Consider the following 22,577-nt stretch of genomic DNA (forward strand, 5'->3'; position numbering starts at 1 on the left):
CGAAGCGCGTCCCACGCGCCCCGTCCGTCTTCAGCGATCGGTCCGTCGTCCCGCGGATTCCGGGCGCGCGACGACGCACTTACATCTTACATCTCACATCTCCCGTCTGCAGTTACGCCACTCCCCAAAAGCCCGCCAGCGCCCGGCCTTCCGGCGACGTCCTCAGCTTGTCAAACGCCCGCTCCCGGATCTGCCGGATCCGCTCGCGCGTCACGCCCATCAACGCGCCGATCTTCTCCAGCGTCATCGCCTCGGCGCCCTCGTCGAGCCCGTAGTAAAGGTTCAGGATCTTCCGCTCGCGCGGCGTCAGGTACTGCCGGAACACGCGGTCGATCGTCTCGCGCATCAGGTTGAAATCCGTGCGCTCTTCGATCTCGATGCCATCGCGGTCGGCGAAGCGCTCTCCCAACGTCGATGCCTCGCGGTCCGAGCGGTCCACCGGCGCGTCGAGCGACACTTCCGTGGACGACATCGACTTCGCGGCCCGGACCTGCTCCGGCGTCTCGTCGAGCAGACGCCCGATCTCATGGTCGGTGGGGTCACGCTTCAGCACCTGCGCCAGCACCGTCTCGGCACGCGACAGACGGATCAACTGCGAGTTCTGGTTCAGCGGGATGCGCACCGAGCGCGTCTGCTCGGCGAGCGCCTTCAGCACCGCCTGGCGCACCCACCACACGGCGTACGAGATGAACTTGACGCCTTGGTCGGGATCGAATTTGCGCACCGCCTTCAACAGACCCTCGTTGCCGATCGCGACCAGCTCCGAAAGGTCGAGGCCGTGGCCCTGATACTTCTTCACATAGGAGATGACGAAGCGGAGATTCGCCGTCACCAGCCGCTCGGCGGCGGCTTCGTCGCCCTTCTGAGCGAGCCGCGCGAGGCGCTTCTCCTCGGCGGGGTCGGTGATGAGCGGGAGCTTCTGGATGTCGAGCAGGTACTGGTCGAACGCGGACGACGGGGACGAACGGAAATAACCTCTGCTACGCGTCGCGGACTCGTGCTGCATACCCACCCCAAACCTGCGTGTGAAAGGAGACGGTGCCGGGGGGCACCCCCAAGATCACGGACGGGCCAGCCGGGTGCATTGCCCCGGGGCATGGACCGATAGGCTAGGGGTCGGGGCGCGAAACGGTCAACAGCCAAAAAGCATGCCAAACCATTTCGTTGCCGACATCATCACGCCATCTCCTTGATGTACAAGGAGTTAGGGAAGCTCACAAATGTTGGAGCATCTCGAGCACGGCGGCCTCCGGGACGGCCGTGCCGTATCCCGACCCCGCTCCGGCCATGGCGCCAAGGGCGCTCGGGAGGGCGTATTCGACCACGCCGCCGCGCGTCTTCTTGTCGCTGCGCGTTGCGACAACGATCTCGGCCGGAGCCACGCCCTCGGGCAGTCGCACGGGAAGGCCGGCGGCATCGCACACCGTCGCGATGGTGTCGGCCAATCCTGGTGTCGCAAGGCCCAGCCGTTCGGCCAACGTCGCCTCCGCCACCATGCCGATCGCCACGGCGTCGCCGTGCGGAATGCCGTAGCCCGTGACATGCTCGATCGCGTGCCCGATCGTGTGGCCGAAGTTCAGGATCTTGCGGATGTCGCCCTCGCGTTCGTCCTGCGCGACGACGCCGACCTTGATCTCCACCGAGCGCTGCACGAGTCGCATCGCGGTCGCATCGTCGATCTCGCCGTCGAGGATGTCGCGCAGCGACGCGGCGATCCACGCGAAATAGCTCGCGTCGACGATCACGCCATGCTTGATGGCCTCGGCGAGCCCCTGCCGCAGCTGCAGCGGGGGCAGCGTGCGCAGCAGCCGCGGGTCGATAAGCACCAGTGACGGCTGATGGAACGCACCGACGAGATTCTTGCCTGCGGTGGTGTCCACGCCCGTCTTGCCGCCGATGGCGGCATCGATCATGGCGGTGAGTGACGTGGGCATCTGCACGAACGGCACGCCGCGGAGGTACGTCGCGGCGACGAATCCCACGAGGTCGCCGGTGACGCCGCCGCCCAGCGCGACGAAGACAGAGTCGCGGCGGTGACCGGCGGCGATGAGCTGGTCCGTGAGCTTGGCCCAGGTGTCGCGCGTCTTATGCTGCTCGCCAGCCGGAAACGTGAACACGCCCGGGGCGACGGTGCCGCCGACCGTGGACCCCAGCGCCATGCCCGACGCGACCATGCTGGCCAGCGCCTTCGCGGCGTAGTGCTGCGCGACCTGCGCGTCGGCGACGATCGCCACGCGACGCCCGGGATGCAGGGCCGCCACGCGCTGGCCCAGCGATGCCAGCGCACCCGGGGCGATCTCGATGCTCGAGCCGTGCAGCGCGAGCGTGGTCATGGGCGCAGGCCTACCAGGTCACTTCGCCGGCGCCGGCGCGCTTGTTCGCGACGCGCGCCAACACGAAGAGCAGGTCGCTCAGGCGGTTGAGGTACACGATGACGATCTGCGGCACCTCCGTATCGCGCTGCAGGTGGATCACCGCACGCTCGGCGCGGCGGCACACCGTGCGTGCCACGTGCAGCGCCGAGGCCTTCGCCGTGCCACCCGGCAGGATGAAGGCCTTGAGCGGCTCCAGCTCGCCCTCACCGTCATCGATCGCCTGCTCCAGCTGCGCGACGCGCGCGTCCGAGATGCGCGCCTTCTCGAGCTGCTCCTTCATCTTCTCGAGGTCCGGCGTCGCGAGCATCGCGCCGAGCGCGAAGAGATCGCGCTGCACGGGAGCGAGCACTTCGTCGATGCGCGGCATCATCTCGACCGAGCGCGCCTGGCCGATCACCGCGTTGAGTTCGTCCACTTCACCGTACGCGGTGACCCGCGGGTGATCCTTGGGCACGCGGCCCCCGCCGAACAGGCCGGTATCCCCGTCGTCGCCGGTCTTGGTGTAGATCTTGAGCGTCATGCCCCAAATCTAGCCTTGGCGGGGCTTCGTGTCCGGGATGTCGACGGCGGCGATCGCCCGTGTCGGGCGCGTCGGTGGCGCATAGCTCTCGGGGAACAGCGCGGCGAGGTGCTGCTGCAGCCGTTCGGGGCTGCCCGGCGTGCCCTGCGCCATGTTCCATCGGTCGAGCGAGAGCCCAAGCTTCGCCGCACTCGGACGCTGTTCAGGCTCCTTGGAGATCGCGCCCGAGATGATGCCGCGGATCCCCGTGTCCACCAGCGGCAGTAGCGAGCGCACATCGGGCGTCGGCGAGATCACGACCTCCTCGATCGCCGCCAGCGTCTCGTTTTCGGTGAACAGCGTCTTGAGCGCGAACAGCTCGAAGAGCACGACGCCCATCGAGAAGATGTCGGCCCGCGCATCCACGGGCTTGCCCAGCAGCTGCTCCGGCGCCATGTAGTGCTTCTTGCCAAGGAGGACGGTCTTGTCCTTGGCCGGATCGAACATCGTGCGCGCCTTGGCGATGCCGAAGTCGGCCAGCTTCACGTGGCCGTCCCAGGTGAGCATCACGTTGCCCGGCGAGACGTCGCGGTGCACGATCTCCATGCGCTCGCCGTCGTCATCCACGTAGTGATGCGCGAAGTCCAGCGCGCGACAGATGCGGCTCGCGCAATACGCGGCGATGTCCGCCGGCAGCGGCTCCTTCCGCTTGCGGTGCGTGTTGATCAGCGTCCGCAGCGTGATGCCCTTGATCATCTCCATCGCGATGAACGGGCCGCGGTCGGAGTTCCCGAAGAAATAGATCTGCACGATGTTGCCGTGCACGAGGTTGGCCGAGAGCTTGGCCTCGTCGATGAACAGCTGCAGCCACTCGGGGTGCTCGGCGAAGCGGTCGTGGATGATCTTGACGGCCATCCGCTTGGAGAAGCCGGCCGCGCCCAGCTGCTCGGCCTCGTAGACCGTGGCCATGCCCCCGCGGGCCACCTCGCGGAGGAGGCGGAAGCGGGTTTCGGTCCGGAGGTCGGGTCCAAGACTCATCGTGTCCCTAAACTAGCCGTTGTGAAGTCGCCCGTCCTAGGGCGATTTTATATGGATGGCAACTCACGACATCCGCGACATCACGATCATCGGCGCGGGCCCGGCGGGGCTCTTTGCGCTGTTCTATGCTGGCATGCGTGGCGCGACGGCGCAAATCGTCGACGCCCTGCCGCAGCCCGGCGGCCAACTCGCCGCCTTGTACCCCGAGAAGTTCATCTTCGACGTGGCCGGGTATCCGAAGGTCCTCGCGAAGGATCTCGTCACCAACCTCGTGCAGCAGGCGGGCCAGTTCGGCCAGCCCATCCACTGCGGGCAGAACGTCGTCGGGCTCGAGGAGGAGAACGGCCATTTCGTCCTCGTCACCGAGACCGATCGCTTTCCCACGCGTGCGGTGATCATCGCCGCTGGCATCGGTGCGTTCTCGCCGCGGCGCCTGCCGCAGGCCTGCGCCGAACCCTGGTACGGCAAGGGCATCGACGACGTCGTGCTCGACCCCAAGAAGTACGCCGGCCGGCGCGTGGTCATCATCGGCGGCGGCGACTCCGCCTTCGACTGGGCCCACCAACTGCAGGGCGTCGCGAAGGAGATCACGTTAGTGCACCGCTCGGACCGCTTCCGCGCGCACCAGGCCACCGTGGACGAGGTGATGGCCGCCGCCGCGCAGGGCAAGGCCAGCGTGCACACCTTCCACGAGCTCGCCGACGTCTACGGCGACGGCGACCGCCTGCACGCGATCGAGCTCAAGGACATCAAGGCCAAGACCACCAAGCGCATCGATTGCGACGCGGTGCTCCCGATGCTCGGGTACGTGTCCGACATGGGCGCGCTCACGCAGTGGGGCCTCACGGTCGAGAAGGACGAGATCCACGTGAACTCACAGATGGAGACGGGCCGGCCCGGCGTGTACGCGACCGGCGACGTGAACACTTATCCGGGCAAGCTCAAGCTCATCGCGCTGGGATTCGCCGAGTCGGCGATCGCGGTGAACCAGGCGGTGCACTGGATCTACCCCGAGAAGAAGGTGAACCCGGGGCACTCGTCGAACCTCGCGGTCTTCGGGCAGAAGGACGACTGATCGCGTGCGGCTGCCGCGAGCGCTGGCGTCGCTGACGGCGCTGCTGGCCCTCCTCGGGCCGGCAGCGGTCGCCGCGCAGGAGACCCGCTGCGACCGCGGCGACGTCGAGGTAGCCACGCTCGGCTTCCAGGGCAACACGGCGTTCCCCGACGCGCAGCTCGAGGCGGGGATCGTCACCACGCCGAGCTCGCGGCTGCGGCGGCTGACGCGCGTGCTCGGCGCACGCCGCTGCCTCGACCCGGAAGAGCTGCCGCTCGACGTCGTCCGTCTGCGGCTGTGGTACCGCAACCACGGCTTTCTCGACGCCACGGTCGACACCGTCGTCAGCAACGTCGCGCCGCGCCGCGTGGATGTGCGCTTCCTCATCGTCGAGGGCGAGCCGGTCATCATCGACACGTTGGTGATCGCCGGGCTCGACGACGTGCCGGAGCGCGCTGGCATCCTGCGGCGCCTGCCGACGGTCGAGGGCGGGTGGTTCGACCGCTACGCGACGGCCGCCACGCGCGACACCCTCACGCGCCGCCTGCGCGACAACGGATATCCCGACGCCGAGACGTTCCTCGGGTACGACCTGCGACGCGGCGAGCGCCGCGCCACGGTCACGCTCAGCGTGATCACCGGTCCGCGCCGCCGCATCGGGCGCGTCGACATCACGCACCAGGGCCGCGATGGCGCGGCGCCCGATGTCGGGCCCAGGGCCGTGCGACGCCTCGCCGGCATCGAAGAGGGCGACCTCTACCGCGAGCGGCTGCTCGAGCGCGCCAAGCGCACGCTCTACCAGAGCGAGGCCTTCGCGCAGGTGACCGTCGAGCCGGGCGATGCGCTCGGGGACTCGCTGATCGCCGTGAACGTGGACCTGCGGGAGGGCTACCTCCGCGCGGCGCGCCTGGGCGGCGGCTGGGGTTCGCTGGACTGCTTCCGCATGACCGCCGACGTCACCGAGTACAACCTGCTGCGTTCGGCGACGCGCCTGGAGATGCGCAGCCGCGTCTCGAAGATCGGCATCGGCGAACCGCTCGCCGGTGCCTCGTCGCTCTGCCCGCAGGCGCAGAACGACATCTACTCGCGCGACCTCAACTACTACGTCGGTGCGACGCTCTCGCAGCCCGCGGTGCTGCGCGCCAGCTTCGTGCCCACGCTGACGCTCTACTCCGAACGGCGCTCCGAGTACAACGCCTACCTGCGCACGACGCCCGTCGGTGGCAGCCTCAACCTCGCGCGGGCCATCGGCCGTCGCTCGGCATCGCTGGGCTACACGGTGGAGTACGGCCGAACCGAGGCGCAGCCGGCGCTGTTCTGCGCCGTGTTCAACGCCTGCGAGGACCGCGACCGCGCCGCGCTCGAACGTCCGTTGCGCCTGGCCGTGCTGAGCGGCGGCTCGTCCTACGAGCGCACGAACGATCCGATCGATCCCTCCAACGGCGTGATGGGACGCTTTGAGCTGCGCTACGCGTCGGACGTCGTCGGCGCCGAGAGCGACATCGACTTCGCGCGCGTCACGCTCGACGGCGCCTGGTTCAAGTCGCTCGGTGCCGACGTCACCTTCGCCATGCGCCTGCGCCTCGGGACGGTGTTCGGGTCGGACTTCTCGCTCAGTCGCACGGCGACTTTCGTGCCGCCACAGGAGCGGCTCTACGCCGGTGGCCCGAACTCCGTGCGTGGGTTCCGCCAGAACGAGCTTGGCCCACAGGTGTATATCCCGACGTCGTACGATACCGTCGGCACCGACGGGCTTCCGCGGGCGTCCGTCGCGCCGGGCGATACGGTCTTCCTCCGCGCCAACAGCGCCGAGGTCAACCAGCGCGCCGTGCCCACCGGCGGCAACACCAGCATCGTCGGCAACTTCGAGCTGCGCATCGTGAGTCCGTTCCTGCCCTCGCTGATCAAGTGGACGCTGTTCACCGACGTCGGGGAGCTGTGGAACCGCGGCGTCGGCGTGCGCGGGCTTGGCTTCAAGCAACTCAAGTGGACCCCGGGCGCCGGCATCTCGATTCGTACGCCGATCGGCTTCCTCCGCGCCGACCTCGCGTACAACCAGTACGCGCGCCCGGGTGGCGCCGCGTACTTCGACGCGCCGGTCGCGGCCGGTGGCGCACTGTACTGCGTCAGCCCGACCAACCGCTTGCCGGCCACGCTGCAAGGTGTCGTCCTCGTCCAGGCCAGCGGGAGCTGCCCGGGCAGCTACGTGCCGCGCGCGCAGCGCGACTTCTTCGGGCGTTGGACGCCGTCGATCGCCATCGGGCAGGCCTTCTAGCCATGGGATTCAACCGCCGCGCCGCGGTCGTGCTCGTCTCCGCCGGCCTGATGATCGCCATCGGGGCGGCGGCCATCGGCGCGCTGGTCGCGGCGACCCAGTCCGAGGGCGGCCGCGAGTGGATCCGTCGCGTCGCCCAGGGACAGCTCGAGCGCATGCTCCGCGCCAAGGTGCACCTGGGGACGCTGAGCGGCTCGTTCATCACCGATCTGCGGGTCGATTCGCTGCGCATCGCCGATGCCAATGATTCGGTGTTCGTGGCGTCGGGACCGATCCGCGTGACCTTCGATCCGCGCGACCTCGCGGACGGTCGCATCATCCTGCGCTCGCTCGAGGTGGAACGCCCCTTCGTCGCGGCGCGGCAGGAGCTTGACGGCACATGGACGCACGAGCGGCTGTTTCCCCGGCAGCAGCGCCGCCGGGCGCGCCGGGCCCGCACGGCCTTCGGCGCGGTGTTCGTCGTGCAGCAGGCCAGCGTGCGCGACGGTGAGTTCGCGCTGCTCCTGCCCTGGGCGCCCGACAGCGCGCCCTCGGCACGGCGGACGAAAGCCTGGCGCTGGGAACGCATCGCGTTGGACGTTCCGCGCGCGCGCTTCGCCTACCCCGATTCGGTGGGTCTCCACGTGGACATCGCGCGGCTCGACGTGGACGAGAGCGATCCGCCGTTCGCGTTCCGCGAGGTCGCGGGCAACATCGCGCTCATCCCCGACACGCTACGTGTCGACCTCACACGCTTCACGCTGCCCGGATCCGCGGGCAGGGCCATCGGTCGCGTGACCTGGGGCGGAGGCGAGAAGGCGCGCTTCCTCTTCCGCATCGACACGGATTCCGTGGCGCTCGCCGACGTCGCGTGGATCAACCCGGCGATTCCCAACGAGGGCGGCGGGCGCATGCGGTTGGACATCCGCAACAACCCGCGCGATCCCGCACTGATGGAGTACGTCATCACGCAGATGGACGTGCGGGCGCACGCGTCGCGACTCAGCGGGCAGATGACCTGGGGCGTGAAGGGGCGCGACGTCGCGCTGCGCAACGTGGACCTCGAGATGGCGCCGCTCGACGCCGCGCTGATCCGCCGCTTCAACCGCGGACCGCTGCCCATCCCGCTCGAAGGCCGCGTGGTCGGCCGCCTGCGGGCGCGCGGCGGTCCGCTCTCCGCGTTCGCCGTCGACGACGCCACGGCGACCTTCTACGACCGCAACGTGCCTGGCGCGGTGGCGCGCGCGCGGGCCCGTGGCACCATCGACCTCTCGGATCCCGCGGTGCCGGTCTTCTCCGGCGTGAGCGTCGATCTCGGTGCCTTCGACCTACGCACCGCGCAGGCGTGGGAACCGACGCTGCCCAAGCTCAATGGCGTGATCAGCGGTCGCGCCGTGCTCGACTCCGCGTGGGGCGACCTGCGGCTGAGCGAGGCCGACCTCACCCTCGTCGACGGCGACGCGCCGGCCTCGCACCTCGTGGGCCGCGCCCGCGTGCGCTGGGACGCCGCCTCGCCGCTGCGCTGGGACCTCGACGGCGAGGCCCTGCCGATTTCGTTCACCGCGCTCGCCCGTTCGTTTCCCGCGCTCACCCTCCGCGGTGAGTACGCCGGGCCATTGCGCAGCAGCGGCACCGCCGACGACCTCACGCTCGCCACGACGCTCACCGGCCCCGCCGGCCGCTTCTCCACCGACCTGCGCCTTGACAACGCGCTGCCCAACTACCGCGTGATCGGCGAGCTGCGCAGCGAGGCCGTCGATCCGCGCATCCTCTTCGACAATCCGCGGGTACCCACGGGCGAACTCACGGGCACCGTGCGCAGCGAGATCGGCTTCGAGGCGCTGGCCGACCTGATCGGGGCGGTGGACGTAGACCTCGAACGTTCCGTGCTCGAGGGCGTGCGCATCTTCGCCGGGCGTGCGCGCCTCACCTTCGCCGACGGCTTCGCGCGGCTCGATACCCTGACGCTGGAGACCGCTGCCGCCGACGTCGCGGGCGCGGGCGCGCTGGGGCTCGCCGAGGGATTCACCGACTCCCTGCGGTTGCGCATCCGCCTCGATTCGCTCGGTGGCGTACGGCCCTTGCTCGATCGCCCCGTCGGCGACTCGTTGGCCGGCAGCGCGCTGCTCGACGCGCGTCTCCGCGGCTGGGTTCGCGACTTCGCCGCCGATGTCACGACCACGGCCAACGGCCTCTTCTTCGACGGCAACCGCGCGACGGTGGCCCAGCTCGATGCCGCGCTCACCGGCTTGCCGGCGGCACCCGGCGGCAGCGTGTCGCTGCGCGGCGATACGCTCACTCTCGGCGGCCTGGAACTGGTGGCACTCGGCGCCGATGCGGTGTTGTCGGGTCGTGACCCGGCGGCCATCCGGCTGCGTGCCACCGGACCCGCCGGCACGCAGCTCGCCTTCGGTGGCGAACTGAGCGTGCGCAGCGACACGACGACGCTGCGCACGGATTCGCTGTTCCTCCGCACGGCCCTGCATACGTGGCGGCTGCAGCAATCTTCGCGTGTGCGGGTCTCGCAGGGTGGCTTCATCATCGATCCGATGCGGCTCGCCGCGAGCAACGGCGCCCAGCTCGAGGCCAGCGGCGGATTGCCCGCCACTGGACCGCTCGATTTCCGCCTCGTGGGCCGCGATGTGCCGATGGCCGACATCGCCGAGCTCTTCCAGACGCCCGATCTCGAGCGCGGCCGCCTCGACGCCGACGCGCGATTCGGCGGGACGCGCGAGGCTCCGACACTCGACGCCGAGGGCCAACTGCGCGGCGCCCTCGTGCGCGGCGTGCGCCTCGACACGCTCAACGCGCGCGTCGGCGCGCAGCGCGACCGCCTCAACCTGAATCTCGCCCTCGGGCGGACGGCGGCACCCGTCGCCACGGCCGAGGCCACGCTGCCGTTGCAGCTTGACCTCACGGACCGCGGCGTGCGCATGGTGCCGGACGGCGCGGTGAGCGGACGCATCGCCGCCGATGCGCTTGACCTCGGCCTCTTCGAGTCCCTCACCGCCGGCGTTGGCGGCGCGCGCGGGACGATGCGCGTCGGCCTCACGCTCGGCGGCACCTGGGCACAGCCGACGGCCGTCGGCGACCTGCGCGTGAGCAACGGCGCCCTCACGCCGCCCGGCCTCGGTCAGGTGCGCTGGCGCAACGTCGAAGCCGACATCGGCTTCCTCGGCGACTCGATCGCCGTGCGCAGCGTGTCGCTCAACTCGCCGGTGCAGGGCATCTCGCGTGCGGGGCGACTGACGCTCAACGGCTGGCTGTCCCTGCGCGACCGCGAGAATCCCAGCCTCGATGTGCGGGCCACCAGCCGCGGCTTCAACGTGTACGCGCAGCCCGGCACCGCCGAGGTGGACCTCAGCGGCGAGCTGCGCCTTGCCGGCAGCCTCGACGAAGCCACGCTGCGCGGATTCCTCACGGCCGACCGTGCGATCATCGGCATTCCCGAGCTGGCCGCCAAGGACGTCATCTCGCTGCAGGGGCCGGACCGCTTCGCCGCGCTCGACACGCTGACGCTCAACGGCAACGGCAACGGCCAGCGTGGGCTGCCGCCGTTCCTGCAGAACCTCGTCGTCGCGAACGTCCCGATCGCGATGGGTGGTGACGTGTGGATCCGCTCGAGCGAGGCGAACATCAACCTCGGCGGGCAGCTGACGGTCACGCGCGGCCGCATCACGCGCGGTCCCGACGCGGGACGCGTGCAGCTGGCCATCACCGGCCCGCTGGAGACGGTGCGCGGTACGTATCGCCTCAACCTCGGACCCGTGCAGCGCACCTTCACCGTGGAGCAGGGCGAGATCCGCTTCTTCGGCGAGACCGAGCTCAATCCCACGCTGAACATCTCGGCCCTGCACACCGTGCGGCAGTACTCGGAGCAGGGTGTGCGGCCGGATGTGCGCGTGCGCGTACACCTGGGCGGCACGCTCCGGCAACCGACGGCTGAACTCTCGACCCCGGACTCGATGCGCGTCACGAACTCCGACCTCGTGAGTTACCTCGTGACGGGCGGCCCGAGCTTCGAGATCGCGCGCGACGGCAACGTGTCGGCCACGGCGGCGCGCGTCTTCCTCGGCTCGCTGGGCTCGGTGCTCGGCAGCAAGGTCGCCGGCGGCCTCTGCGACGATGCACAGGTCACCACGGCCGGCCTCGATGCATACCAAGGCAGTGCCCGCGACGTCGGCGGCGGCATCCTCTCGGGCTCGCGCTTCAACTGCGCCAAGCAGGTCGGCGACCGCGCCTTCGTGCGTCTCGACGCGGGGCTCTGCGGCGTCGGCCAGTTCGTCTCGCAGAACGGCGGCAGCAACGCGCTGCCGTTCGGCGACGCCCTCGGCGTGAAGTTCGACTACCTCCTCGGCCGCGGCTTCAGCGCCTCGATCGGTGTGGAGCCGCCGACCAGCGCGATGCTCTGCGCGTCCGATGCCACGAACTCGGCGCGCGGTTTCGTGCCCACGCCGCGGCAGGTGGGTGTGGATCTCTTCCGTGCGTGGCGGTTCTGAGATGCGCGCCCCGCTGCTGATCGTGAACCCCGCGGCGCGCGGCGGGCGCTCCGCCGAAGCCGCGGCGCTCACGGCGTGTCGTGCCGCGGGCCTCGAGCCGCGACTGCGCCGCACGACGGCCGCCGGCCACGCGGCGCAGATCGCCGCCGCCGAAGCCGATGGCGATTCCGTGCTCGTGCTCGGCGGCGACGGCACCGTGATGGAAGTGGTGGGCGCGTTGGTGGGGCGCGGCATCGCCGTGGGCGTGCTGCCGGGCGGCACGGGCAACCAGCTTGCACGGCATCTCGGCATTCCGCTCGACGTCTCCCGTGCCGTGCGCGCGGTCGCAGATGCCGAGGTCGCCGCGATGGATCTCGGGCGCCTCGGCGACGGCCGCTACTTCTCGCTCACGGCCGGCTTCGGGCTCGACGCGGCGATGATCGCGGGCGCGAATCCAGCGGCCAAGCGTCGCTTCGGGGTCGCCGCATATGTGTGGAGCGCGGCGCTGGCCCTGCCGGGCATGCGCTCGTTCCGCGTGCGTGCCGTCGTGGACGGCGAGTCGCTCGACGTCGACGTGGCGTTGGCCATGATCGCGAACGTGGGCGCGGTGATGGACGGCCGGTTCGGGCTCGGCCCCGACATCACGCCGACGGACGGGCAACTCGACCTCTGCCTCTTCTCGGCGGCCGGCGTCGGGGATGGGATGGGGCTCGCGTGGCGCATGGCGCGCCGAGATTTCCGACCGGACCGGCGGATGACCTTTCGCCGCGGCCGGCACATCCGCCTCGAGGCGGCGGCCAACGTGCCGGCACAAGCGGATGGCGAGCTGCTCCGCGTGCCGATACTCGAGGCGTCGGTGGTGCCGGCGGCGGCGCGCTTCCTCGCGCCCAGGCCGACGTTTGCCCCGGCGCAGCCCGTTCCGTACGTTCCGAATCCCCACCACGCGCTGGATCGGCGGTGATGCAGGAGCACCATTCCACGGGGATCATCCCCGACGCTACGCTGGAGCCGCGCCTGCGGGCGCTGCTGCGCGAGCTCCCGCCCGCGCAGGCCGCGGTGCTCGAGGAGCTCTGGCGGGAGCGCGAGCGCCTGTTGGGTTTGGCCGAGCAGCATCGGCTGGTGATGCAGTCCGTCACGGACGGCGTCCTCGTGACCACGATCGGCGGCGTCATCGAGTACGCCAACGAGGCGGCGCACCAGCTCTTCGTCAACCGACGCGTCCTGCGCGACCAACGCCTGCCCGAGCTCGTCGCGCGTGAGGAGCAGGTCCAGCTGCGCGAGTACGTGCAGCGTGCCGCCGAGGGCGATGCGGTGCGGGCGCAGTGCACCGTGGTGCGGCCTGACGGCGACCTGCGCCGCCTCAACCTGAGCATCAGCCCGCTGCGCGAGCACGGACACGTGAGTGCTTTGGTGGTTTCGCTCACCGACTTCACGGATGAGGCGCGCGCCCGCGACGAGGTCGCCGCCTCGAACGCGCGCTTCCGCGACCTCGCCGAGGTCGCGACGGACGGGATCTGGACGGTGGACCGCCGGGGCCTGTTCACCTCGGTCAATCCGGCGACGCTCGAGCTCGCGGGCCGCAGCCGCAGCGAGATGCTCGGCCGCAGCGCGATCCCGATGATCGCACCGGAGGATCAGTCCGCCGTCGCCGGCCACTTCCGGGCCGTGCTCGGCGGCAAGCGCGAGCGCTACGAGTGCCACATCATCCGCAAGGATGGCTCGCGCCGCCTGGTCGCGGTGGCGAACAGTCCGATCGTCACGCGCGGCACGGTCACGGGCATCCTCGGCGTGGTCCGCGACCTCACCGACGAGCGGACGCGCAGCGTCGCCTTCGAGCGGCTGGAAGCCACGCACACGCGGCTCGTCGACTCCGCCGAAGACGCCATCGCGACCATCGACGAGGACGGCCGCTTCACCTCCGTGAACCGCGCGCTCGAGAAGGTGAGCGGCAAGCCGCGGAGCGCGCTCATCGGCACCAATTTCGTCGAGATCCTGCGGCCCTCGGAGCGGGCCGACCTCTGGCGCCTGTTCGCCGCCACGTTGGGTGGCGAACGGCAGCGCCGCGAGCTGCGCTTCACGCGGCCGGACGGCGCCCAGCGCATCGCCGCGGTGCTGGCCACGCCGCTCGTCGAGCACGGACGCGTCACCGGCGTGCTCGCCGTCGCCCGCGACGTGACCGACGAGCGCAACCTGCAGGAACAGGTCGTGCGCCGCGAGAAGCTCGCCGCGCTCGGCGAGCTCGTGAGCGGCGTGGTGCACGAGATGAACGTGCCCCTGCAGACCATCCTGAGCAACGTGCAGTTGCTCGAGCAGGAGCCCGCGCTCCCCGAGGCCACCCGCGAGTGCGCGGCGACCGTGGCGAGCGAGGTCCGCCGCGCCTCGCGCATCGTGAACAAGCTGCTGACCTTCGCCCGGCAGAATCCCGCCGAGCGCCTGGCCACCGACTTGAACGCCGTCATCGAGGACACGGTGGAGCTGCGCCGCTATCCGCTGCGCGTGCAGGACATCGAACTGCAGGTGGAGCTGGACCGCAGCCTGCCCGTCACCTGGGCAGATCCGTTCCAATTGCAGCAGGTGTTCCTCAACATCCTCGGGAACGCCGAGCAGGCGGTGGTGCAGCATCCCGGAGCGCGACGCATCCGCGTCACGACGCGTCGCGCGGGCGACAGCGCAATCGTCAGCGTCGCGGATTCCGGGCCCGGTATTGCGCCGGAGCACTTCCCGCACATCTTCAACCCGTTCTACACGACGAAGCCGCGCGGCAGCGGCACGGGCCTCGGCCTGTCCATCGCCGACGGCATCGTCCGGGACCACGGCGGCACGATCCGCGTGCAGTCGGAGCCCGGGAAGGGCGCGACGTTCGAGGTCGCGCTGCCGATCGTCTCGCCGCCTGCGCCCCCCTCGCCCTAGCAATGGCCAGCATCCTCATCATTGACGACGAAGTGGCGATCGCGACTGCCTTCGCGATGTTTTTCCGCCACGATGGCCAGCACACCGTTGCCGAGGCGTACACCGGCGCGGACGGCATCGCCGCCTTCGAGCGCCTTCGCCCCGACCTCGTCCTGCTCGACGTCCGCCTGCCAGACATGACCGGCTTCGATGTGCTCGCCGCCATCCGCGAGCACAACCCGGTCGTCGTCATGGTCACGGCCTACGGCGACGTGCCGATGGCCGTGGACGCGCTGCACAAGGGCGCCGAGAACTTCCTCACGAAGCCCGTCGACCTGAGCCATCTCAAGGCCGCGGCCGAGCGTGCCCTCGAGAAGGCGCAGTTGCGTCGCCTGAGCCGCTGGCTCAGCGACAAGCGCGGCGCCGAGAAGGGCCTCGTGTTCGGCTCCACGCCGCCGATGCGCGAACTCCAGGCGCAGCTGCAGCTGCTCGCCGCGTCGGATCGCACGACGGCGCTGATCCTCGGCGAGAGCGGGGCCGGCAAGGGTCGCGTGGCCGAGCTGCTGCACGCACAGAGCCCGCGGGCGGGCAAGCCGTTCGTCGAAGTGAACTGCGCCACGCTGCGGGCCGAGTCGCTCGACAGCGAGCTCTTCGGCGTCGAGGCGGGCAGTGAGTACGGCGTCACGCGCGCCGGGGCCTTCGAGATCGCCGACGGCGGCACGATCTTCCTCGACGAGATCGCCGACCTCGAGCCCTCGCTGCAGCCCAAGCTGGTGCGCGTGCTCGAAGGGAAGGGCTTCCGCCGCGTCGGCGGCCGCGAGGAGATCACGCCGAACGTCCGCGTGATCGCCGCATCGTCGGTGGACCTGCAGGCGGCCGTTGCGGCCGGCCGTTTCCGCGAGGATCTCTACTACCGCCTCGCGGTGATGCCGATCCACCTGCCGCCGCTGCGCCAGCGCACGCGCGAGGACCTGCTGGAGCTGATCGCCGCCGTGCAGGACGCGTTGCTGCCGTCGCTGCCCGGTGCACCGACGGCGCTCACCGACGAGGCGCTCGACGCCATCCTGCGCTACAACTGGCCGGGCAACATCCGTGAGCTCCGGAACGTGCTCGAGCGCGCGATGCTCATGGCTCGCGGGCTGCCCGCCGTGGATGTGCTGCACCTGCCGCGCGAAGTCGCCAATGCCGCCGGCGGCGACGTATCGCACCACGAGCCTCGCTCGTTGGCCGAGGTGGAACGCGCGCACATCGACCGCACGCTGCGCGCGCACGCGCACAACCGTGCGCACGCCGCCAAGGAACTCGGCATCTCCCGCGCGACCTTGATCAAGAAGATCCGCGAGTACGAGCTCACCGACCGCCAGAAGTAGGAGGAACCGATGTCCGAGCGCGACGCGATGATCTGTCGGGCCTGCGGCAAGCAGGAGCGGGCGAGCGAGGGCTATCCCTGCGAGTCCTGCGGCACCTTCATCTGCCAGATCTGCGTCCTCAAGGGCGTCACGCTCTGCGCCAGCTGCCAGGCCGCCGAGGACGCGAAGGACGCCGACGAGGACGCGTGAGCGCCGCATCGCTGGAGCGGTTCGGGCTCGCGGTCGGGCACGCCACGGATGCTGACGGCGCCACGGGCTGCACGGTCGTCCGTGGCGTCAGCGCGGCACATCGCGCCGCCTGCGCCGTGCTCGGTCGCGCGACCGGCACCCGGGAGACAGCGCTGCTGGAGCCGGGGCATCTCGTCGAGCGCGTCGATGCCATCCTGCTGACCGGCGGCTCGGCGTACGGCCTCGATGCGGCCGCGGGCGTGATGCGCTGGATGGAAGCGCGCGGACGCGGCTTCAACGTCGGCGCCGGCGTGGTGCCCATCGTGCCCGCCGCCGTCATCTTCGACTTGTTGCCGCTCGGGCGCTTCGACGCCCGCCCCACGGCGCAGATGGCTTACGAGGCCTGCGAGACCGCGCGCAGCACGGGCATCGCCGAGGGCAGCGTGGGCGCCGGCACCGGCGCGACGGTCGGCAAGTTGCGCGGCGCCGCCGGTGCCATGAAAGGCGGACTCGGCATCGCCGTCGCGGAAGGCCATGGCTGCGCCGCCGCGGCCATCGCGGTGGTGAACGCCTTCGGCGACGTGCGCGATGCGGCCGGCAACATCATCGCCGGGGCGCGGCTCGAGGATGGCAGCTTCGTCGACACCGCCCGCGCCGTGGCCGCGGGCACGCCGTCGGGTGGCTTCACCGCCGGCACCAACACGACGATCTGCGTGGTTGCCCTGGACTGCGCACTCTCGCGCGTGGAGCTGCAGGCCGTCGCGCGCAGCGCGGGCACGGGCCTGCTCTCGCGCATCACGCCCGCGGGCACCTTGGCCGATGGCGACGTGGTCTTTGCGCTCGCGCCCATGGACGGGCCCAAGGGATCGGCGGCCCAAGCCGAGCAGCTCGCGCGTCAGGCCTTGGAGCAGGCCATCGAACGCGCCGTGCGCCTCGCGGTCGGGCGCGACGGCGTACCGGGACTCGCCGCTAGCTGACCATCCCGGCGGGCGGCATCACCGGCGCGCCCGCGCGCACGTGCAGCAGCAGCTCCGCGCAGACATCGCCGTCGAGCACGATGCGCATCACGTGGGTGCCCGAGTGCTGGATGGGCAGGTCGATGGCCGCAATCACCGGCACGTCGAGTTCCGTGGCACCCGGCGGCGGGGCACCGACATCCAGTTGGCCGGACGACGACCACATTTCGTCGCCTTCCGGGCCGAGCCAGGTGAAGCCCAGCGTGTGCCGCCCGATGTCGTCGGGCAGCGCCTTCAGGCGGACGACCATCGTCGCGCGCGGGTGCACGGCCGGCAGCGCCGCGACCTGCAGCGCGTCAAAGACGCCCAGGATGTTGAGCTTGCCTTCCTGGGAGATGTTGGCGGAGTCCGCAAAAAGCGCGAAAGAGACGTGCATTAGGGGAAGCTAGCGGGGCACGAGAGGGTCCGCATCCGGGTTCATAGGGAAATCCCGCTAGATTCCCCAGTCTATGACCGCTCTCGCCCGCGCCAGCCGCAGTACCGAACTCAGCCTCGTCGGCATGGCGGTCATCTGGGGCGTCAACTTCTCGGTGATGAAGTACGGCACCGAGGCCATGGTGCCGACCGTCTACAACGCGCTACGCATGGGCATCGCCTGCGTGATCCTGCTCGCGATCGCATATGCGCAGAAGGGCCTGCGGCCCAGCGCCGCGGATCGCAAGCGGCTCCTCGGGCTCGGAGTCCTCGGCCACTTCATCTACCAGATGCTCTTCGTGAGCGGGCTCGCGCTCACGCGTGCCGGAACGGCGGCACTGGTCGTCGCCGCGAGCCCCGCGGCCGTGGCGATCGTCGCGCGCGCCGGCGGCCACGAGCGGCTGCCCATGCGCGCCGTGTGGGGCATCATCCTGTCCATCTCGGGCGTGATGCTCGTCGTCGGCGGCAGCGTGCAGGCGGACGGCACGGCGCACCTGGTCGGTGACTTGCTCATCCTCGCGGCCGTGGTGATCTGGGCGTTCTACACGACGGGGCTGGTGCCCCTCGCGCAGCGCGTCGAGCCCGCGCAGGTTGCCGCGTGGACACTGGTCGGCGGCGTCGTGCCGCTCTACTTCGTTGCGGCGCCGTCCATCCTCAAGACCGACTGGAGCGCCGTCACGCCGCTCACCTGGGGCGCGGTGGCGTATTCCGGCGTCCTCGCGATGGTCGTCGCGTACTTGGTGTGGTATCACGGCGTACGCGCCATCGGTCCCACGCGCACCGCGATGTTCGCCAACCTGCAGCCGCTCGTCGCCGTCATCGTCGCGTGGATCCTGCTCGGCGAAGTGCCGACGCTCTTCCAAGGCTTCGGCGCCGTCGCCGTGCTCGGCGGCCTCTACCTGGCACGGCGATGAAGATCGTCCTTTTCGATATCGACGGCACGCTGCTGCTGTCCGATGGCGCCGGCCGCCGCGCGATGGAGCGCGCCCTGGTCGAGACCTTCGGTGTCATGGGCCCGAAGTCCTACCGTTACGGCGGCAAGACGGATCGGCTCATCGTCCGTGAGAAGATGCGCATCGAGGGCTTCGCCGACGATGCCATCGACGCGGCGGTCGACGCGACCGTGCAGGCATATCTCCGCAACCTGCGCGCGGAGATCGATCGCGATCCGCAGGCGCTGCGCTCCCTGCCCGGCGTGTTCGAGCTGCTCTCCGCCGTCGAGGCGCACGAGGGCATGCTGCTGGGCCTGCTCACGGGGAACGTGATTGAAGGCGCGGACCTCAAGCTCCGTGCCGTGCACATCGAACCCGAGCGCTTCCGCGTCGGCGCCTTCGGCTCGGATCACGAGGAGCGTCCCATGCTGCCGCCGATTGCCCGCGAGCGCGCCAGCCGGCTGCTCGGCCGCGTCGTCGCCGGCGACCAACTCGTCATCATCGGCGATACCGAGCACGACATGACCTGCGGACTCGGCGTCGGCGCCCGCGCGATCGGCGTCGCTACCGGCGGCGTCGCGCGCACGACGCTCGAGTCGCACGCACCGGTGGCCGTCTTCGACGACTTCACCGACACGCCGCGCGTCTTGGAGGCGATCCTCGATGCGTGAGGTCGAACTCAAGGGTTTCGCGACCTCCGATGCCGAAGCGCAGGCCGCGCGGGCGCGTGTCGAGCGTGCCGGCGCCAGCTTGGCCTACGAAGGACGCCTTGAAGACCGTCGCTACGACATGCCTGACCGCGCGCTGGCCCTGCGCGACCACGTGCTGCGCCTACGCGTGTATCGCAGCGAGCGCGTCGTCACGTCGCTCGACTTCAAGGGCCCGACCGGCTACGCCGACGGGTTCAAGGTCCGCGAGGAACTCACCGTCGGCGCCGACGATCCCGTCGCGCTCGCCCGCATCCTCGAGGCCATGGGCTACGTCATCACCCGCGAGATCGACCGGGAGATCGTGCAGTTCACGCTCGCTGGCGCCACGATTCGCTTTGAGCGATATCCCCGCATGGATATCCTCATCGAGGTCGAGGGCAGCCCCGAGGCCATCGAGGCCGCGATCGCTGCGCTCGAGCTACCGCGCGAGCGCTTCACGGCCGAGCGCCTGCCGGACTTCGTGCTCAAGTTCGAGTCGCGCACCGGGCAGCGCGCCGCGCTCTGCGACCGCGAGCTCGATGGCGAATACCGGTACTCGCCCAATGACGCCTGAGTATCCGCTGCCCGAGTTCACGCGATCGCTGCGTGCCCTCGCCGTCGCCTCGGCGCCAGGCTCGGATCACGACGTCGTCTTCCAGCCGCTGCTCGAGGCGCGCCGTGCCGCGCACCGCGCCACCGCGCTGGAGCAACAGCTCGCGGCCTTCGACGCCGGCCGGCTCGACCGCGGCTGGCGCGGCGCCATCGCCACGCTCGCCGAACGGCGCTACCGCAAGTCGCTGCCCGATCGCCGTGCGTTGGCGGCGGAGTTGGAACTGCTGGCCCAACCCGTGTGGAAGGCGCTTGAGTCGATGAAGGCTGCGGCCGAGCACACCCGCCTCGCGCGCGCCGACGACAAGCATGCCGCGTGGGAGCGCTGGGTCGCCGAGGTGCAGCTGGTGTTCCGCGCCGCCGATGCGTGGTGGGAGCAGTCGCTGCCCGTGCTCGCCGATCCCCGCGGCCGGAAGGGCGCCTTCTGGCGTCGCGTCCTGAGGCAGGACCAGTGATCGTCGGCATCGGCTTCGATCTCGTGGCCATCGCGCGCGTGGAGCAGATGCTGGCGCGCAAGGAACAGCGCGCGCTCGATCGGCTCTTCACGCTGCACGAACAGGAGTACGCGTTGGCTCGCGCGCGTCCCGCCATGCATCTCGCGGCGCGGCTCGCGGCGAAGGAGGCCGTGTTCAAGGCCCTCACCGGCAGCGACGATGCCAAACTGATCGGCTGGAAAGAAGCCGAGGTGCGCCGCGGGGACGACGGCCCGCCGGTGCTGGCGTTCTTCGGGCGCGCCGAGGCGCGGGCCAAGGAACTCGGCGTGACCCGCGTGCACCTCACGCTGAGTCACACGGACGACATCGCCGGCGCGGTGGTCGTCCTCGAGCGCGACTGACCCTTACGCCGCCTGCGTCGCGGGCCGCCCCGGACCGACGCGCGAGCGCATCGTCATCCACGCGACGCCGCCCACGGCAAAGGCGATCGCGATCACCTGCGCCATCGTGAACGGTCCGAAGAACCGGTCATCCTTGGCGCGGAAGAACTCGACCACGAAGCGCTCGAGGCCGGCCAGCACGCAGTAGGCACCGAAGAGCCAGCCCGCCGCGTGCTTATGGTCGCGCATGCGCCACAGGATGAAGAACATCACGAGGCCCATCGCCGTCTCGTAGAGCTGCGTCGGATGCACGGCGAGCACTTGGTTGCCCGGCAGCCCCTCGAGCCCCTTCGCGCCGAAGGCCACGAGATTGTCCACCGTGCTCGGCGGCGCGCCCTCGGGGAATGCCACCGACAGCGGCCCGTCCCACGGCCGGCCGTAGTCGTCGCCCACGGCCCAACAGCCCGAGCGTCCTACGCTGTAGGCCGCCGCGAGTCCGGGTGCCGCCGCGTCGGAGATCTGGGCAAAGCTCTGCTTCTTGTAGAGGATCGTGCCCGCCGAGGCCACGATGCCGCCGATCAGGCCGCCCCAGAACACGAAGCCCGCGCGGCTGAAGATCGCCGTGGCGTCGCCGACCAGGATGGCATAGTAGAGCTTCGCGCCCAGAAGGCCGCCGACCACCGCCGCCACCGTCACGTCACCCATGATCTCGCTGTCGAAGCCCCGTGCCTCGAGATTCTCGCTCGCCACCATCTGCCCGATGACGAACGCCAGCAGCATCGCGATGCCGAAGCCCGTGAGCTGCAGGGGGCCGAGGTCGTAGGCGAAGGGGAGATGGGTATACATCAGATGTGAGATGTGAGATATGAGATGAAAGAAACTACGCTCGTACAGCTGCCGTCAGGCAAGTCTCTACGACGCGGTGGTCATGCCGGGAATCGGCATCGCGCTATGGGCATTCAGCGTGGCTTCGCTGCGCTCGCCGCGTTCGAGGCGGAACAGGGCAGCGGCGCCGATCATTGCGGCGTTGTCGGTGGCGAGACGTGGCGTCGGGGCGAACACCTCGGCGCCGATCTTCTTCCCCTCGGCGCGCATGGCGTCGACGAGGGCACCGTTGCAGGCCACGCCGCCGCCGAGCACGATCTTCGTGCGGCCGTGGGCCTTGGCGGCGCGGATGGTCTTGGCGACCAAGGTGCCGATGAGCGCGTCCTGGAATCCGCGCGCGATGTGCGGCTTCTCCGCCTCGAGGTCCACGGCTTGCTGCGTCGCGAGCAGCACGGCCGTCTTCAGGCCGCTGAACGACACATCATAGTAGTCGACGTCCCCGGGCTTCTGTCCGGCATTGAGCATCGGCTTCGTGAAGCGGTGGCGCTTGGGATCGCCGCTGCGCGCGAGCTGCTCGAGATGCCGGCCACCGGGGTAGGGCAGGCCGAGGAGTTTCGCCGCCTTGTCGAAGGCTTCGCCGGCGGCGTCGTCGCGCGTGCGGCCGAGGAGACGATACGAACCCCACGCCTCGACGTCGAGCAGCAGCGTGTGCCCGCCGCTCACCAGCAGGGCCGTGAACGGTGGCGTCGCGTCCGCATGCTCGAGCACCGTCGCGAACAGGTGCCCTTCCATGTGATGCACGCCGATGACCGGCTTGCCGGCGGCCGTGGCCAGCGCCTTCGCATAGCTCACGCCCACGAGCAGCGCGCCGACGAGCCCCGGCGCGTGCGTCACCGCGATGGCATCGATGTCCGCGAGCGAGACCTTGGCATCGGCTAGCGCTCGCTCCACCACCGGGACGACGGCCGTCAGGTGTTCGCGCGAGGCGATCTCCGGCACGACGCCGCCGAACACCGTGTGGACGTCCTGCGAGAGAATCACCAGCGATTCCAGCGCGGGTGCCGCCGACGTGCCGCTCAGCACGGCGGCCGAGGTCTCGTCGCAGGAGGTCTCGAGGGCGAGGAGGCGCATAGGTCAGCCTGCGACGCGACGC

General features: G+C 70.3%; 20 protein-coding genes. 13 read left to right on the forward strand and 7 right to left on the reverse strand.

The window, feature by feature from the left end:
• Nucleotides 1–112: 112 nt before the first annotated feature.
• The 4 genes from Strain318_RS02000 to Strain318_RS02015 form a co-directional block, all read right to left on the reverse strand.
• Nucleotides 113–1,006, reverse strand: a complete 894-nt coding sequence (locus Strain318_RS02000; protein ID WP_367886864.1) for a sigma-70 family RNA polymerase sigma factor — start codon at nucleotides 1,004–1,006, stop codon at nucleotides 113–115.
• Nucleotides 1,007–1,214: 208 nt separating this feature from the next.
• The gene (gene aroB / locus Strain318_RS02005; RefSeq protein ID WP_367886865.1) at nucleotides 1,215–2,333 is read right to left on the reverse strand and encodes a 3-dehydroquinate synthase; all 1,119 of its coding nucleotides are present in this window, start codon (nucleotides 2,331–2,333) and stop codon (nucleotides 1,215–1,217) included.
• 10 nt (nucleotides 2,334–2,343) lie between these two features.
• Complete coding sequence (locus Strain318_RS02010) at nucleotides 2,344–2,895, reverse strand: cob(I)yrinic acid a,c-diamide adenosyltransferase (protein ID WP_367886866.1); 552 nt, start codon at nucleotides 2,893–2,895, stop codon at nucleotides 2,344–2,346.
• Between the two features lie 9 nt (nucleotides 2,896–2,904).
• Nucleotides 2,905–3,912: a serine/threonine protein kinase gene (locus Strain318_RS02015; RefSeq protein ID WP_367886867.1), complete on the reverse strand. Its 1,008-nt coding sequence runs from the start codon at nucleotides 3,910–3,912 to the stop codon at nucleotides 2,905–2,907.
• 55 nt (nucleotides 3,913–3,967) lie between these two features.
• Between Strain318_RS02015 and Strain318_RS02020 the strand changes: the two genes are divergently transcribed.
• Genes Strain318_RS02020 through Strain318_RS02055 form a run of 8 tightly spaced genes read left to right on the forward strand, consistent with a single transcriptional unit; the run spans nucleotide 3,968 to nucleotide 17,102 of the window.
• The gene (locus Strain318_RS02020) at nucleotides 3,968–4,987 is read left to right on the forward strand and encodes an NAD(P)/FAD-dependent oxidoreductase (protein ID WP_367886868.1); all 1,020 of its coding nucleotides are present in this window, start codon (nucleotides 3,968–3,970) and stop codon (nucleotides 4,985–4,987) included.
• A gap of 4 nt (nucleotides 4,988–4,991) precedes the next feature.
• The gene (locus tag Strain318_RS02025) at nucleotides 4,992–7,241 is read left to right on the forward strand and encodes a BamA/OMP85 family outer membrane protein (protein WP_367886869.1); all 2,250 of its coding nucleotides are present in this window, start codon (nucleotides 4,992–4,994) and stop codon (nucleotides 7,239–7,241) included.
• A gap of 2 nt (nucleotides 7,242–7,243) precedes the next feature.
• Nucleotides 7,244–11,719 (forward strand): translocation/assembly module TamB domain-containing protein, encoded by a 4,476-nt coding sequence (locus Strain318_RS02030; protein ID WP_367886870.1) that lies wholly within the window; start codon nucleotides 7,244–7,246, stop codon nucleotides 11,717–11,719.
• Nucleotide 11,720: 1 nt separating this feature from the next.
• Complete coding sequence (locus Strain318_RS02035; protein WP_367886871.1) at nucleotides 11,721–12,659, forward strand: diacylglycerol/lipid kinase family protein; 939 nt, start codon at nucleotides 11,721–11,723, stop codon at nucleotides 12,657–12,659.
• On the forward strand, nucleotides 12,659–14,608 hold the full coding sequence (locus Strain318_RS02040; protein WP_367886872.1) for a PAS domain S-box protein: 1,950 nt from the start codon (nucleotides 12,659–12,661) through the stop codon (nucleotides 14,606–14,608). The genes Strain318_RS02035 and Strain318_RS02040 overlap by 1 nt, the downstream gene beginning before the upstream one ends.
• A gap of 2 nt (nucleotides 14,609–14,610) precedes the next feature.
• On the forward strand, nucleotides 14,611–15,957 hold the full coding sequence (locus Strain318_RS02045; RefSeq protein WP_367886873.1) for a sigma-54-dependent transcriptional regulator: 1,347 nt from the start codon (nucleotides 14,611–14,613) through the stop codon (nucleotides 15,955–15,957).
• 9 nt (nucleotides 15,958–15,966) lie between these two features.
• Nucleotides 15,967–16,146 carry a hypothetical protein gene (locus tag Strain318_RS02050; protein ID WP_367886874.1) on the forward strand — a complete coding sequence of 60 codons (180 nt, stop codon included), beginning with the start codon at nucleotides 15,967–15,969 and terminating at the stop codon, nucleotides 16,144–16,146.
• Nucleotides 16,143–17,102: a P1 family peptidase gene (locus Strain318_RS02055; protein ID WP_367886875.1), complete on the forward strand. Its 960-nt coding sequence runs from the start codon at nucleotides 16,143–16,145 to the stop codon at nucleotides 17,100–17,102. Before Strain318_RS02050 ends, Strain318_RS02055 begins: the two co-directional genes overlap by 4 nt.
• On the opposite strand, the gene Strain318_RS02060 is transcribed toward Strain318_RS02055, so the two are convergent.
• Nucleotides 17,095–17,517 (reverse strand): DUF6941 family protein, encoded by a 423-nt coding sequence (locus Strain318_RS02060; protein ID WP_367886876.1) that lies wholly within the window; start codon nucleotides 17,515–17,517, stop codon nucleotides 17,095–17,097. The two genes, Strain318_RS02055 and Strain318_RS02060, sit on opposite strands and share 8 nt — an antisense overlap.
• Nucleotides 17,518–17,590: 73 nt before the next feature.
• On the opposite strand from Strain318_RS02060, the gene Strain318_RS02065 reads away from it, so the two are divergent.
• From Strain318_RS02065 to acpS, 5 genes are read left to right on the forward strand one after another with little or no spacing between them, the layout of a single operon-like run.
• Complete coding sequence (locus Strain318_RS02065) at nucleotides 17,591–18,469, forward strand: DMT family transporter (RefSeq protein ID WP_367886877.1); 879 nt, start codon at nucleotides 17,591–17,593, stop codon at nucleotides 18,467–18,469.
• Entirely contained in the window at nucleotides 18,466–19,158 is a 693-nt protein-coding gene (locus Strain318_RS02070; protein ID WP_367886878.1) for an HAD family hydrolase, read from the forward strand. The genes Strain318_RS02065 and Strain318_RS02070 overlap by 4 nt, the downstream gene beginning before the upstream one ends.
• A complete protein-coding gene (locus Strain318_RS02075; protein ID WP_367886879.1) occupies nucleotides 19,151–19,750 on the forward strand; it encodes a CYTH domain-containing protein in 600 nt (199 codons plus the stop codon). The genes Strain318_RS02070 and Strain318_RS02075 overlap by 8 nt, the downstream gene beginning before the upstream one ends.
• Nucleotides 19,740–20,240, forward strand: coding sequence for a hypothetical protein (locus Strain318_RS02080; RefSeq protein ID WP_367886880.1), 501 nt, complete (start codon nucleotides 19,740–19,742; stop codon nucleotides 20,238–20,240). Before Strain318_RS02075 ends, Strain318_RS02080 begins: the two co-directional genes overlap by 11 nt.
• Nucleotides 20,237–20,620, forward strand: a complete 384-nt coding sequence (gene acpS, locus Strain318_RS02085; protein ID WP_367886881.1) for a holo-ACP synthase — start codon at nucleotides 20,237–20,239, stop codon at nucleotides 20,618–20,620. Before Strain318_RS02080 ends, acpS begins: the two co-directional genes overlap by 4 nt.
• Nucleotides 20,621–20,623: 3 nt before the next feature.
• Here acpS and Strain318_RS02090 read toward each other — a convergent pair whose 3' ends face one another.
• Nucleotides 20,624–21,445, reverse strand: coding sequence for a prolipoprotein diacylglyceryl transferase (locus Strain318_RS02090; protein ID WP_367886882.1), 822 nt, complete (start codon nucleotides 21,443–21,445; stop codon nucleotides 20,624–20,626).
• 66 nt (nucleotides 21,446–21,511) lie between these two features.
• Nucleotides 21,512–22,555, reverse strand: coding sequence for a tRNA (adenosine(37)-N6)-threonylcarbamoyltransferase complex transferase subunit TsaD (tsaD, locus tag Strain318_RS02095; RefSeq protein ID WP_367886883.1), 1,044 nt, complete (start codon nucleotides 22,553–22,555; stop codon nucleotides 21,512–21,514).
• Between the last annotated feature and the right edge of the window lie 22 nt (nucleotides 22,556–22,577).

This window comes from Pseudogemmatithrix spongiicola (genome assembly GCF_030623445.1).
Lineage (GTDB): Bacteria > Gemmatimonadota > Gemmatimonadetes > Gemmatimonadales > Gemmatimonadaceae > Pseudogemmatithrix > Pseudogemmatithrix spongiicola.

Bases quoted from the DNA above. Each gene is read 5' to 3' on its own strand.
- Strain318_RS02000 (WP_367886864.1), bottom strand. From the start codon at position 1,006: ATGCAGCACGAGTCCGCGACGCGTAGCAGAGGTTATTTCCGTTCGTCC.
- aroB (WP_367886865.1), bottom strand. From the start codon at position 2,333: ATGACCACGCTCGCGCTGCACGGCTCGAGCATCGAGATCGCCCCGGGT.
- Strain318_RS02010 (WP_367886866.1), bottom strand. From the start codon at position 2,895: ATGACGCTCAAGATCTACACCAAGACCGGCGACGACGGGGATACCGGC.
- Strain318_RS02015 (WP_367886867.1), bottom strand. From the start codon at position 3,912: ATGAGTCTTGGACCCGACCTCCGGACCGAAACCCGCTTCCGCCTCCTC.
- Strain318_RS02020 (WP_367886868.1), top strand. From the start codon at position 3,968: ATGGCAACTCACGACATCCGCGACATCACGATCATCGGCGCGGGCCCG.
- Strain318_RS02030 (WP_367886870.1), top strand. From the start codon at position 7,244: ATGGGATTCAACCGCCGCGCCGCGGTCGTGCTCGTCTCCGCCGGCCTG.
- Strain318_RS02035 (WP_367886871.1), top strand. From the start codon at position 11,721: ATGCGCGCCCCGCTGCTGATCGTGAACCCCGCGGCGCGCGGCGGGCGC.
- Strain318_RS02040 (WP_367886872.1), top strand. From the start codon at position 12,659: ATGCAGGAGCACCATTCCACGGGGATCATCCCCGACGCTACGCTGGAG.
- Strain318_RS02045 (WP_367886873.1), top strand. From the start codon at position 14,611: ATGGCCAGCATCCTCATCATTGACGACGAAGTGGCGATCGCGACTGCC.
- Strain318_RS02050 (WP_367886874.1), top strand. From the start codon at position 15,967: ATGTCCGAGCGCGACGCGATGATCTGTCGGGCCTGCGGCAAGCAGGAG.
- Strain318_RS02060 (WP_367886876.1), bottom strand. From the start codon at position 17,517: ATGCACGTCTCTTTCGCGCTTTTTGCGGACTCCGCCAACATCTCCCAG.
- Strain318_RS02065 (WP_367886877.1), top strand. From the start codon at position 17,591: ATGACCGCTCTCGCCCGCGCCAGCCGCAGTACCGAACTCAGCCTCGTC.
- Strain318_RS02070 (WP_367886878.1), top strand. From the start codon at position 18,466: ATGAAGATCGTCCTTTTCGATATCGACGGCACGCTGCTGCTGTCCGAT.
- Strain318_RS02075 (WP_367886879.1), top strand. From the start codon at position 19,151: ATGCGTGAGGTCGAACTCAAGGGTTTCGCGACCTCCGATGCCGAAGCG.
- Strain318_RS02080 (WP_367886880.1), top strand. From the start codon at position 19,740: ATGACGCCTGAGTATCCGCTGCCCGAGTTCACGCGATCGCTGCGTGCC.
- Strain318_RS02090 (WP_367886882.1), bottom strand. From the start codon at position 21,445: ATGTATACCCATCTCCCCTTCGCCTACGACCTCGGCCCCCTGCAGCTC.
- tsaD (WP_367886883.1), bottom strand. From the start codon at position 22,555: ATGCGCCTCCTCGCCCTCGAGACCTCCTGCGACGAGACCTCGGCCGCC.